The following is a 12027-nucleotide window of genomic DNA, read 5'->3' on the forward strand; positions in this document are numbered from 1 at the left end:
GGAGCCCCGCCCCACAACGAAGCGACCGCCCCCAACCGGAGTACCCTCCGGCCAGCAGCGGCCGCCAACTCACCGTCCAGGAGCCTCAACGGCCCGTCCCGACCCGGCCCCGACGCAACGTCACCCCGGATAGACCGGCGCGGTCCCGTCCGTCACCACCTTCTGCCACGGCATCCCGGACGGCAGCCGTACGATCCCGTCCTCCGAGTAGCCGACCAGCGGCAGCCGGGCGTCCTCGGACGCGGTGATCTCCTTGACGCCGGTGAGGGCCGCGGGCACCGGCCCCTCCGGCGTCGAGCCGTCGACCTGGACGTACCGCATGGTCTGGACGCCGCCCTTCTCCCGCCCGACCACCACGAGCCGACTGTCCCCGGCCCACGACATGGCGGTGACCTCCTCCAACTCCGGGGTGGCGGAACGCAGTTCGTGCACGGACACTGCCGCCGGCTCCCCGTCCTCGCCGTCCGCACCGCGTTGGATCCGCCCGATGAGCAGCGACGACTGGTCGCCGTCCTTCACGACGAGCGCGATCCGCACACCGTCGGCAGCCACCCGCACGGACTCGATGCGCCCCTCCAGGCCCGGCGGCGTCTTGACCACCAGGGGATCGTCCACGCCCTCCTCCAGCAGGAGGAGCCGGGGGTTGTCGGGATCCCGGTCGGCCACCCACAGGTCGCCCTGGGCGTCCCAGCTCGGCGTCGACAACCGCTCCTCGGGCGTCCCGCCCTCGCTGGTCAGCTCCGGGTCCCCGAGCGGGCCGCCCGACACCAGCGCTCCGACGTACAGCTCCTTGCCGTCGAGGCCGACCCCTGCCGCCATGTCCTCGTCACGAGACACCGCCACCGACCCCAGCTGCTTCTCGCCCTCCCCGAGGGCGCCCGGCACGGGATCGGGATGCGTGTCGTTGGTGTCTGCCGCCAGCCGTACGAGACGGTGCTTGGCGTCGAGGAAGTACAGGTAATCGGCACGTTCGACCGACCCGCGCGTGGCGACAGCCTCCGCCTGGTCCTCCCTGAGCGTGCAGAGGCTGTTGCCACCCGCCGTCAGCTCGACCTTCGCCACCGTGGGCGTGAGGTTCTGCAGGGTGAACAGGAGTTGCGCCGCCATCTCGTTGCACTTGGCCAGCCCGACCCCGGCCGCCTTGTCGTTCAGCGGCACGATCAGCTCGTTCTGGTCGTCGGGCGTCAGCGAGTCGCCGTCCTTCCTGAGCGCCGTACCGGTGGGGAAGCTCGACCTGACCACCGGGTCGAGCCAGCTGGTGGGTCCCCTGAGCAGGGAGCGCACCATCTCCGTCATGGGGTCCACGTTCCTGCGCACGTACACGGGATCAGCGACGGCCGCCGTGTGCGGGGACCTCCCGAGCGTGGTGTTCGTGGCGAAGTAGTACTTGTCGACGGACATGTAGTTGCGCTGGAAGTCCGACCTGCCCATGACGACACCGCGCGGCGGCACGTCGATGCGCCACTGCTTGGTCTTCTTGTCCTGGGTGAGGTGCATCGTCTCCCGGTAGTCCCCGTCTGCGGGCGAGTACGACTGCTGCGCGTCGACCGTGGCGACCCTGGTGCCCGTCAGCGTGTACGAGAGGCTGTCGGTCTCCTCCCGGCCTCCCACCCGGTCAGGATCGACGCCCGGTCCGTCGGCGAGCACCGTGGTGGACTGCAAGGGCCGCCACCTCTCCGAGGCCTCCTTGGTCAGGTACTTGCGCGCTATCTCGTAGTCCGGATCGTCACTGGTCAGCGCCTCCAGGAAGCCCGACACGATCTCCGAGGACGAAGCGTCCTCGTGCGGCGGCATGGCGAAGACCCGCACCTGGGTGTCCTGGCGCGGCGTGGACTCGACGCCACGCAGATCGCCGCTGTCGGGCATGGAGGCGCACCCGGCCAGCAGTACGGCGCCACAGGCGGCGTACGCCACCACGCGCCCCCGCGTGCGCCGGGCGCCCCCCTCGCGCTCAGCGCCCACGAGATGCCTCCCCATGCTTGCTCGACTTCTCGGCCTGCCCGGCTTCCTCAGCCGGCGGCTCTTCCGCACCGGGTGCGTCGTCCTGTCGGCGCGCACTCGACGCGGGCCTGGGCACCACGCGCGCGCCGTTGCCGGGCAGCGCCGTCGGATCGGCCTTCGGGACCGCCGTGCCCGGCCTCGGCGGGATCGGGTCCCTCGACGGCATCGGCGTCATCTGGTCACCACTGGGCTGCGCCGGCACGGTCGCGGCCTTCTCACCGCCGCCGCGCGGCAGACCGGCGTCATTGAGTCCGCGATTGCGGCGCGAGTCCTTGGGCTCCAGGGGTATCGGCGATCCCCGCAGCGGCTCGTCCGCGGTCCGCGGCAACGTCAGCCGGAACTGCGACCCGCCACCCGGCTCGCCCCACGCCTGCAGCCAGCCGCCGTGCAGCCGCGCGTCCTCCAGCGCGATGGACAGCCCCAGCCCCGTCCCGCCCGTGGTACGCGCGCGTGCCGGGTCGGCCCGCCAGAAGCGGCTGAAGACACGGGTCGCCTCACCTGGCTTGAGCCCGACGCCGTAGTCACGAACCGCGACCGCGACCGCCCCGCCCGCCGCAGCGAGCTTGACGACGACGTCCCTGCCCTCGCCGTGTTCGACGGCGTTGACGACGAGGTTGCGCAGCACCCGCTCGACGCGCCGGGCATCGGCCTCGGCGACGATCGGCTGCTGGTCGCCGACGATCCGTATCCGGGTGCCCTTGCGCTCGGCGAGCGGCTCCGCCCCGGTGACGACACGCCGTACGACCTCCCTGAGGTCGATCGGCTCGGCCTCCAGCGCCGCCGCCCCCGCGTCGAACCGGCTGATCTCCAGCAGGTCGGCGAGCAGCGACTCGAACCGGTCCAACTGGTCGGTGAGGAGCTCCGCCGACCGCGCGGTCACCGGATCGAAGTCCTCCCGCGCCTCGTGGATGACGTCGGCAGCCATGCGTACGGTCGTCAGCGGCGTCCGCAGTTCGTGCGAGACGTCGGAGACGAACCGCCGCTGCATCCGCGACAGGTCCTCCAACTGCTGGATCTTCAGCTGCAGGTTCTGCGCCATCTTGTTGAAGGCCTCACCGAGCCGCGCGATGTCGTCCTCGCCGGTGACCTTCATCCGCTCCTGCAGACGCCCGGCCGACAGCCGTTCAGCGATCCCGGCCGCCATCCGCACGGGCGTGACGACCTGGCGCACCACGAGCCAGGCGATGGCTCCGAGCAGTACGACGACGAAGAGCCCGGCCGTGGCGAGCGTCCCCTTGACCAGGCTCAACGACTTCTCCTCCTGGCTGAGCGGGAAGAGGTAGTAGAGCTGGTACGGGTCGCCGTTGGGGTCGTTGACCTGCTTGCCGATGACCAGGGCCGGCTGGGAGTCCTTGCGGGCGGTGGGCTGGTAGACGACGCGGGTGTAGCTCTGGAACGCCCCCGTGGCACTGTCGATCCGGTCGCGCAGGGCCTCGGGCACACTCGCGGTCGGATCCACACCGCCGGAGGCACGCCGCCCGCGCCCACCGGTGTCGCTTCCCGTGGAGGCCGGAAGCGTGACCACCTCGAAGGCGCCCTGCCCGCCGCTGGAGAGCGAGGAGACGAGGTCGCTCATCCACTGGATGACGTTCTGGTCGGAACGCTCGTCGACCGTCGCACCGTCGTCGGCGGTCCCGGCCGCCGCCTCGTCCGCCCGCTGCTTGGCCGCCGCGAACCCGCCCGTGGCCTGGCTCTGCGAAGCCTTCACCTTGGCGTCGAGCAGCCCGTTGCGCACCTGCCCGATGACCACGAAGCCCAGCAGCAGAACAACACCGAGCGACATCAGCAGGGTCGTGACGACGACCTTCAGCTGGATGTTGCGCCGCCACAGCCGCATGACCGGCAGCAGCGGCCGACGCACCCAGCGCAGCAGCAGGCGCAGGACCGGGCTGCCCTGGACTCCGCCCTGAAGCAGCCCGCCCTCCAGGATCCGAGCCCAACGGGAGCCCGCCGACTTCCGGCCGACAGGCCGCTCCGGACGGGCCCCGGTCCGACCGGGGGCCGAAGCGGCACTGTCCCCGGTCATGTCAGCTCGGCCCTGCCTTGTAGCCGACGCCACGGACCGTCACCACGATCTCCGGACGCTCCGGGTCCTTCTCGACCTTGGAACGCAGCCGCTGCACATGCACGTTGACCAGTCGGGTGTCAGCCGCGTGCCGGTAGCCCCACACCTGCTCGAGGAGGACCTCACGCGTGAACACCTGCCACGGCTTACGGGCCAGCGCGACCAGCAGGTCGAACTCCAGCGGCGTCAGCGCGATCGACTGCCCGTCCCGCTTCACGGAGTGCCCGGCCACGTCGATCACGAGGTCACCGATGGCCAACTGCTCCGGCGCCGGCTCCTCCGACCTCCTCAGCCGCGCCCGGATACGCGCGACGAGCTCCTTCGGCTTGAACGGCTTCACGATGTAGTCGTCGGCGCCGGACTCCAGTCCGACCACCACGTCCACCGTGTCGCTCTTGGCCGTGAGCATCACGATCGGCACCCCGGACTCCGCCCTGATCAGACGGCACACCTCGATACCGTCCCGCCCGGGCAGCATCAGGTCCAGCAGCACCAGATCGGGTTTGGTCTCCCGGAATGCGGCAAGCGCCTTGTCGCCGTCGGCTACGAAAGACGGCTCAAAACCTTCACCACGCAGCACGATGCCGAGCATCTCGGCCAGTGCGGTGTCGTCGTCGACGACAAGGACTCGTCCCTTCATGAATGCCATCATCCCATTCTCATAACAGTGGCGAAGGCAGTGGTGAGATAGGTCACCGGCCAGTGACCTTAGTCGTACGTGGTCGCCACTGTCTGCCCTTGCCGCGATCACACCGCGTTACCTTTTCAGGGGGTTTGCCCCGTTCCGCCCGCCGACCGTCTTCGGCCGCTGCCTCACGAGCTCTGCGTCACCGGCCGCTTCCTGCCACAGAGCTCCGCCAGCGCCTCAGCGGTCACGGGCGACACAACCCCCTCCTCCGTGACGATCGCCGTCACAAGCTCGGGCGGCGTCACATCGAACGCCGGGTTGTACGCCTGCGTCCCCAACGGCGCCACCGGGATCCCGCCACCCGGCTCCGCTCCCGCCGTCGGCACCTGCGGCGCCAGGACCTCGGTCACCTCGAACCCGGCTCGCTGCTCGACCTCGATGGACGCCCCGTCCGGCGTCTGCGGATCCACCGTCGTCAGCGGCGCCACCACAATGAACGGCACATGGTGGTACCGCGCGAGCACCGCCAGCGGATAGCTCCCCACCTTGTTCGCCACCGACCCGTCGGCCGCGATACGGTCCGCCCCGATCAGCACCGCGTCCACCTCCCCGGCGGCGAACAGCGAGCCCGCCGCGTTGTCGGTGAGCAAGGTGTACGCCATCCCGTTCCGCGCGGCCTCGTACGCCGTCAGGCGCGCCCCTTGCAGCAACGGCCGTGTCTCGTCCACCCACAACCGCCTCAGCCGCCCGGCCCGGTGCGCCTCGAGCGCCACCGCGAACGCCGTGCCCTCACCCCCGGACACCAGCGCCCCCGTGTTGCAGTGCGTCAGGACGCGATGCCCACCACCGGGCAACAGCTCGTCCAGCAGCGCCAGCCCCCGCTCGGCCATCCGCGCGCTGGCCTCGGCGTCCTCCTTGTGCAACGCCCGTGCCGCACTCAGAGCCGCGGCGGCGGCCTGCTCGCCATCCCCACTCCGCGCGAGCTCGGCCCGGTAGGCGGTTCGAGCCCTGCGCACGCCGACGCCGAGATTCACGGCCGTGGGCCGGGCGCCCGCCAGCGACTCCGCGGCGGCATCCACGTCGAAGCCACGCGCGGCGGCGAGCGCGACACCGTACGCCCCGGCGATCCCGAGCAGCGGTGCCCCCCGCACGGCGAGCGAACGGATCGCCTCCACCAGCGCGGGCGCGTCCGTACAGACCAGCTCGACCTCCTCGGCCGGCAGTCTCGTCTGGTCGAGAAGTACCAGAACGGGACCCTCGGGTGGTTCGTCCCACCGGATCGCCGGGATCCCGGTCGGCCTGCCGTCCTCGCCGGATTGCGCGTACTGATCAGCCATGCGGTCAGTCTGCCCCGTCTCCGGCGGACAATTGAAGGTGTGCAGCCCATACCGCGGCCGGTACCTCGCCGACCGCCCCATGGCACGATGGCTGCCAACCTGCCGCCGCGACCGCGGACGGGCACCGTGAAGGAGCGACGATGAACGACACTCCGGGCTGGGCCTCGCCCGGATCCGCCCCGTCCGAGGGACAGGAACCCGGCGCGTCGGGCCACGCGGGGCCCGCGGACCGTCCCGATCCCGCGCAGCAGCCGGGACCGGAGCCACAGGACGCCGGACCGAAGTGGTCCAAGGAGCAGCCGCCGGCCGGCCAATGGTCCGCCCCGACGGGGCACCAGGCTCCCGGCCAGACCCCGCCGCCCCCACCACCCGGCCCGGGCTGGGGCGCTCCCCCGCCCTCCGGCCCCACAGGTCCGGGCGGCTACGGCGGCTATGGCGGCGGCCACCCGGGCTACGGCGCCCCCGGCGGGTACGGCGCCTGGGGAAGCGGCTGGGGCGGCCCTCCGCCCGCTGCCAAGCCCGGCGTGATCCCGCTGCGTCCGCTGGGCGTCGGTGAGATCCTCGACGGCGCGGTCTCCACCATGCGCACCTACTGGCGCACGGTCCTGGGCATCTCGCTGACCGTCGCCATCGTGACGGAGATCCTCGTGATCCTCCTCCAGGGCTTCGTCCTGAACGACCTCGCCAGCACCGAAGCCCTCAACGACCCGAGCGCCACCCTCAGCGAGCTGGCTCGTGCCACACGCGACGCCCTGCTCAGCTCCAGCGTGCTCTTCCTGATCTCGGTGATCGGCGCGATCATCGCGACCGCCCTGCTGACGACGGTCACCAGCCGCGCCGTGCTCGGCAAGTCGGTGACCACCGGCGAGGCCTGGCGCGACGCACGCCCCCAGGTGCTGCGCCTCTTCGGCCTGCTCTTCCTGCTGCTGCTCATGACCTTCGGCCTGGTCTTCGCAGGTGCCCTCCCCGGCATCCTCGTGGCCGCCTCGGGCTCCGGTGACGGAGGCGCGGCACTCGCCTTCCTGGGCATCCTCGGCGGCGGCATCGTCGCGCTGTGGCTGTGGTTCCGCTTCTCCCTCGCCTCGCCCGCGCTGATGCTCGAAAAGCAGGGCATCCTGAAGTCGCTGAGCCGCTCGGCGAAGCTGGTCCGCGGCTCCTGGTGGCGCGTCTTCGGCATCCAGCTGCTCGCCACGATCATCGCCAACATCGTCGCGGCGATCGTCGTCATCCCCTTCACCTTCCTCGGCGGCGCCCTCAGCGGCGACGGCGCGACCAGCTTCCTCGAAGGCAGCACCGACTTCGGCTGGACGTTCCTCATCATCAGCGGCGTCGGCTCGGTCATCGGCTCCATGATCACTTTCCCGATCACGGCCGGCGTCACCGTCCTGCTCTACATCGACCAGCGCATCCGCCGAGAGGCCCTCGACCTCGAACTGGCCCGGGCAGCCGGCGTCCAGGGCTACGGCACCGACACCCGGGGGAGCTGAACCGGTGAGCCTGGCGGGGGGAGTTCTCACAACGCTGTCAGCGCTGCCTGACGCGGCCGTACGCGCGCTGCCGCGCACCGGCGACCTGGCCGTACTGTCGCTGTCGCGCTCCGGCGACACAGCCGTACAGTCCATGCTGGCACGCTCCGACGACGAGCCACCGCTGACGATCCCGCGCGATCCCGCGCGGGAGGCGGCCCGACGCGAGCTGTCCAAGGGCATGTACCACGAGAACGAACCCAGTTGGTTCCAGCGCGCCCTGGACGCCTTCTGGGGCTGGGTCGAGGACCTCTTCACCAGCGCCGCGACCGTGACACCCGGAGGCCCGCTCGGCCTGGTCGTCGTCATCGTGGTCGTCCTCGCGGTCGTCGGCGCCCTGTGGTGGCGCCTCGGTACCCCACGCCGCGAACCGACCTCCTCCGCCCGCCTGTTCGACGACCGCCCCCGCAGCGCCGCCGAGCATCGGGCCACCGCCGAAGCACACGCCGCCCAGGGCCACTGGAACAAGGCCGTCCAGGAACGCATGCGCGCCATCGTCCGCTCCCTCGAGGAGCGCGCCCTTCTCGACGTCCGCCCCGGCCGCACCGCGGACGAGGCCGCCGCTGAAGCCGGCCAGTCGCTTCCCTCCCACGGAGACCGGCTGCGCGCCGCGGCCCGGGAATTCGACGACGTCACATACGGCGGACGGACGGCCACCCAGCAGGCATACCAGCGCATCGCCGACCTCGACCGCGACCTGGAGAACAGCAAGCCCCAGCTTGCAAGCAGTGCCCCCAGCACGGCCCACAACGCCCGCCAGGGAGCCGCCGAATGACCACCGAGGCCACGCTCCCTGCCACCTCGGCCTCGCCCACCGCACGCCAGGTCTGGACCCGCGCGCGAGGCATCGCCCTCGCCGTCGTACTCCTGCTGGTGGCGGCCGTCGTGATCGCCACGATCCGCTCCGATGCCCGGCACGGCACCCTCGACCCGCGCTCCGCCGACCCCAAGGGCAGCCGAGCGGTCGCCGAGCTCCTCGCCGATCGCGGCGTGGACACACGCGTGGTCACCACCCTGGACGAGGCACGCACCGCGGCCGCTGAGGACACCACACTGCTGGTCGCCTCCCCTGACCTGCTGACCCACCGTCAACAGTCCCGGCTGCGCTCGGCAACCGTCGGCTCCGGCGGCCGTACCGTCCTCATCGCTCCGGGCAGCTGGTCCGTCGAACGACTCGTGCCCGGGGTCACCGCGGACCCCGCCACCAGCCTCGACTCGGAGCTCACCCCCGACTGCACCCTGCCCGCCGCACAGCGCGCGGGCACCGCCGACCTGGGCGGAGTCCGCTACACCACCACCCACCTCGACGCCGACGAGTGCTACCCCAGCGAGCGCCTGGCCACCCTGCTGCGCGTCCCGCAGCCCACCGGGGACGGCGACTCCATCGTCCTCGGCGCGCCCGACATCCTCTACAACGAACGCCTCGACGAGCAGGGCAACGCCTCCCTCGCCCTCCAACTCCTCGGCTCCCGCCCCCATCTGGTCTGGTACCTCCCCTCGCTCTCCGACACCTCCGCCGCCGACGAGGACGACGAACGCAGCTTCTTCGACCTGCTCCCCTCCGGCTGGCTCTGGGGCACCCTGCAGCTCTTCATCGCCGCAGCCCTCGCCGCCCTCTGGCGGGCACGCCGACTCGGCCCACTGGTGCCCGAAAAACTCCCCGTAGCGATCCGCGCCTCCGAAACCGTCGAAGGCCGCGCCCGCCTCTATCGCAAGGCCAACGCCCGCGACCGCGCGGCCGCCGCTCTTCGCTCCACCACCCGCACGCGCCTCGCCCCCCTCGTAGGTGTCCCCGTCTCCCAGGCACACTCGCCCGAGACCCTGCTGCCCGCTCTGTCCGCCCACCTCCGCAACCACGGAGACGGACAGGCCCTGCACACGCTCCTCTTCGGCCCGCCGCCCAGCGACGACACGGCCCTCATCGCCCTAACAGACCAACTCGACGCCCTCGAAAGAGAGGTACGCCGTCCATGATGGACCCGACCACTGACAACGCCGGGAACACCGGGGACCCGGGCACCGCCCGCGCCTCCCTGGAAGCCCTGCGCGCCGAGATCGCCAAAGCCGTGGTCGGCCAGGACCCCGCAGTAACCGGCCTCGTCGTCGCCCTCCTCTGCCGCGGCCACGTCCTCCTCGAAGGAGTCCCCGGCGTCGCCAAGACACTCCTCGTCCGCGCCCTCGCATCCGCACTCGAGCTCGACACCAAGCGGGTCCAGTTCACCCCCGACCTCATGCCGAGCGACGTGACGGGCTCACTCGTCTACGACACCCGCACCGCCGAGTTCTCCTTCCAGCCCGGCCCGGTCTTCACCAACCTGCTCCTCGCCGACGAGATCAACCGCACCCCACCGAAGACCCAGTCCTCCCTGCTGGAGGCCATGGAGGAACGCCAGGTCACGGTCGACGGCACGCCCCGCCCGCTCCCCGAGCCGTTCCTGGTCGCCGCCACCCAGAACCCGGTGGAGTACGAGGGCACCTACCCCCTCCCCGAGGCCCAGCTGGACCGTTTCCTCCTCAAGCTCACGATCCCGCTCCCCTCCCGCCAGGACGAGATCGACGTCCTCACCCGCCACGCGGAGGGGTTCAACCCCCGCGACCTGCGCGCCGCCGGCGTACGCCCCGTAGCGGGACCCGCAGACCTGGAGGCGGCACGCGCGGCCGTGGCCAAGACGACGGTCTCCCCGGAGATCACCGGCTACGTGGTCGACATCTGCCGAGCCACCCGTGAATCCCCCTCCCTCACCCTCGGAGTCTCCCCACGCGGCGCCACGGCCCTCCTCGCCACCGCCCGCGCGTGGGCCTGGCTGACGGGCCGCGACTACGTCATCCCCGACGACGTCAAGGCACTCGCCCTCCCCACCCTCCGCCACCGCGTACAACTCCGCCCCGAGGCCGAGATGGAAGGCGTCACAGCCGACTCCGTGATCAACGCGATCCTCGCCCACGTCCCCGTCCCCCGCTGATGGCATTCACCGGACGCGCCGCACTCCTGGCGGCCCTGGGCTCCCTCCCCGTGGGTATCTGGGACCCCAGCTGGACAGGCATCCTCGCGGTCAACGCCCCCTTGCTCGCGGCCTGCGCCTGCGACTTCGCCCTGGCGGCACCCGTACGCCGCCTGGGCCTGACCCGGTCCGGCGACACCTCCGTACGCCTGGGCGAGACGGCGGACATCACCCTCACGATCAGCAACCCGTCCCGCCGCCCCCTCCGCGCCCACCTCCGCGACGCATGGCCGCCGAGCAGCTGGCAGCCCGGCACCGAGGTGGCAGCCTCCCGCCACCGCGTGACGATCCCCGCCGGCGAACGCCGCCGCCTCACCACCCGCCTGAGCCCCACCCGCAGAGGCGACCGCCAGGCCGACCGCGTGACGATCCGCTCATACGGCCCCCTGGGGCTCTTCTCCCGCCAGGGCACCCACAGAGTCCCTTGGACTGTGCGCGTCCTGCCCCCCTTCACGAGCCGCAAGCACCTGCCCTCAAAGCTGGCCCGCCTACGCGAACTCGACGGCCGCACCAGCGTTCTCACCCGCGGCGAGGGCACAGAATTCGACAGCCTGCGCGAATACGTCCCCGGCGACGACACTCGCTCCATCGACTGGCGCGCTACGGCCCGACAGTCCACGGTCGCGGTACGCACCTGGCGCCCCGAGCGCGACCGCCACATCCTCCTGGTCCTGGATACCGGCCGCACCTCGGCAGGCCGCGTTGGGGACGCTCCACGCCTCGACGCCTCCATGGACGCGGCACTGCTCCTGGCCGCCCTCGCCTCACGCGCCGGCGACCGCGTGGACCTGCTCGCCTACGACCGCCGAGTACGCGCACTCGTGCAGGGCCGCACAGCCGGCGACGTCCTCCCCTCCCTGGTCAACTCGATGGCCACGCTCGAACCAGAACTGATCGAAATGGACGCCCGAGGCCTTACGGCCACAGCCCTGCGTACGGCGCCCCGCCACTCCCTGATCGTCCTGCTCACCACGCTCGACGCCGCCCCGATCGAGGAGGGCCTCCTCCCAGTCCTGCCACAGCTCACCAAGCGCCACACAGTTCTGCTGGCATCCGTGGCGGACCCCCACATCGCACGCATGGCAACCGCACGCGGGAATACAGACTCTGTGTACGAGGCCGCAGCATCCGCACAGGCCCAGACCGAGCGCCACCGCACAGCGGACCAACTCCGCCGTCACGGCGTAACGGTCGTCGATGCAACGCCGGAAGAACTCGCACCCGCACTGGCGGATGCCTATCTGGCCCTCAAAACAGCGGGACGTCTGTAACCAAGGGGAGAGTCCGCCAATAGGACTCTCCCCCATAACCCCAAATATGCGAATCCGAAACGCAGAAAGCCCCCGAACCGGTATCCCCGGCCGGGGGCTTTCTCAAAATTTGTTCGGCGGCGTCCTACTCTCCCACAGGGTCCCCCCTGCAGTACCATCGGCGCTGTAAGGCTTAGCTTCCGGGTTCGGAATGTAAC

9 protein-coding genes and 1 rRNA gene are annotated in these 12027 nt (G+C 71.3%); 5 read left to right on the plus strand and 5 right to left on the minus strand.

From position 1 onward, the window contains the following. Window positions 1-120: 120 nt before the first annotated feature. The 4 genes from ACIBAG_RS43570 to mtnA form a co-directional block, all read right to left on the minus strand. The gene (locus tag ACIBAG_RS43570) at window positions 121-1962 is read right to left on the minus strand and encodes an LpqB family beta-propeller domain-containing protein (protein WP_399113417.1); all 1842 of its coding nucleotides are present in this window, start codon (window positions 1960-1962) and stop codon (window positions 121-123) included. Continuing rightward, the gene (gene mtrB, locus ACIBAG_RS43575) at window positions 1952-4027 is read right to left on the minus strand and encodes an MtrAB system histidine kinase MtrB (protein ID WP_399113419.1); all 2076 of its coding nucleotides are present in this window, start codon (window positions 4025-4027) and stop codon (window positions 1952-1954) included. Before mtrB ends, ACIBAG_RS43570 begins: the two co-directional genes overlap by 11 nt. A 1-nt stretch (window position 4028) precedes the next feature. Beyond that, entirely contained in the window at window positions 4029-4718 is a 690-nt protein-coding gene (gene mtrA / locus ACIBAG_RS43580) for a two-component system response regulator MtrA (protein WP_187822996.1), read from the minus strand. A 161-nt stretch (window positions 4719-4879) separates the two neighbouring features. Then, window positions 4880-6031 (minus strand): S-methyl-5-thioribose-1-phosphate isomerase, encoded by a 1152-nt coding sequence (gene mtnA, locus ACIBAG_RS43585; protein WP_399113422.1) that lies wholly within the window; start codon window positions 6029-6031, stop codon window positions 4880-4882. Between the two features lie 140 nt (window positions 6032-6171). Between mtnA and ACIBAG_RS43590 the strand changes: the two genes are divergently transcribed. The 5 genes from ACIBAG_RS43590 to ACIBAG_RS43610 are packed head-to-tail and all read left to right on the plus strand — an operon-like array spanning window position 6172 to window position 11830. After that, complete coding sequence (locus tag ACIBAG_RS43590; protein WP_399113424.1) at window positions 6172-7518, plus strand: hypothetical protein; 1347 nt, start codon at window positions 6172-6174, stop codon at window positions 7516-7518. A gap of 4 nt (window positions 7519-7522) precedes the next feature. Next, a complete protein-coding gene (locus ACIBAG_RS43595; RefSeq protein WP_399113426.1) occupies window positions 7523-8332 on the plus strand; it encodes a DUF4129 domain-containing protein in 810 nt (269 codons plus the stop codon). Further along, on the plus strand, window positions 8329-9531 hold the full coding sequence (locus ACIBAG_RS43600) for a DUF4350 domain-containing protein (protein WP_399113428.1): 1203 nt from the start codon (window positions 8329-8331) through the stop codon (window positions 9529-9531). Before ACIBAG_RS43595 ends, ACIBAG_RS43600 begins: the two co-directional genes overlap by 4 nt. Next, window positions 9531-10520, plus strand: coding sequence for an AAA family ATPase (locus ACIBAG_RS43605; RefSeq protein ID WP_399113434.1), 990 nt, complete (start codon window positions 9531-9533; stop codon window positions 10518-10520). Before ACIBAG_RS43600 ends, ACIBAG_RS43605 begins: the two co-directional genes overlap by 1 nt. Next, window positions 10520-11830: a DUF58 domain-containing protein gene (locus ACIBAG_RS43610; RefSeq protein WP_399113430.1), complete on the plus strand. Its 1311-nt coding sequence runs from the start codon at window positions 10520-10522 to the stop codon at window positions 11828-11830. The genes ACIBAG_RS43605 and ACIBAG_RS43610 overlap by 1 nt, the downstream gene beginning before the upstream one ends. Window positions 11831-11941: 111 nt before the next feature. On the opposite strand, the gene rrf is transcribed toward ACIBAG_RS43610, so the two are convergent. Next, a 5S ribosomal RNA gene (gene rrf, locus ACIBAG_RS43615) occupies window positions 11942-12027 on the minus strand; the annotation flags it as partial.

Origin of the sequence: Streptomyces sp. NPDC051243, assembly GCF_044455405.1 — a bacterium.
In the GTDB taxonomy this organism is placed as follows: Bacteria; Actinomycetota; Actinomycetes; order Streptomycetales; family Streptomycetaceae; genus Streptomyces.

Excerpts from the sequence above, each read along its gene's own strand:
- mtrA (WP_187822996.1), bottom strand. The coding sequence starts at position 4,718 with ATGATGGCATTCATGAAGGGACGAGTCCTTGTCGTCGACGACGACACC.
- mtnA (WP_399113422.1), bottom strand. The coding sequence starts at position 6,031 with ATGGCTGATCAGTACGCGCAATCCGGCGAGGACGGCAGGCCGACCGGG.
- mtrB (WP_399113419.1), bottom strand. The coding sequence starts at position 4,027 with ATGACCGGGGACAGTGCCGCTTCGGCCCCCGGTCGGACCGGGGCCCGT.
- ACIBAG_RS43600 (WP_399113428.1), top strand. The coding sequence starts at position 8,329 with ATGACCACCGAGGCCACGCTCCCTGCCACCTCGGCCTCGCCCACCGCA.
- ACIBAG_RS43605 (WP_399113434.1), top strand. The coding sequence starts at position 9,531 with ATGGACCCGACCACTGACAACGCCGGGAACACCGGGGACCCGGGCACC.
- ACIBAG_RS43590 (WP_399113424.1), top strand. The coding sequence starts at position 6,172 with ATGAACGACACTCCGGGCTGGGCCTCGCCCGGATCCGCCCCGTCCGAG.
- ACIBAG_RS43610 (WP_399113430.1), top strand. The coding sequence starts at position 10,520 with ATGGCATTCACCGGACGCGCCGCACTCCTGGCGGCCCTGGGCTCCCTC.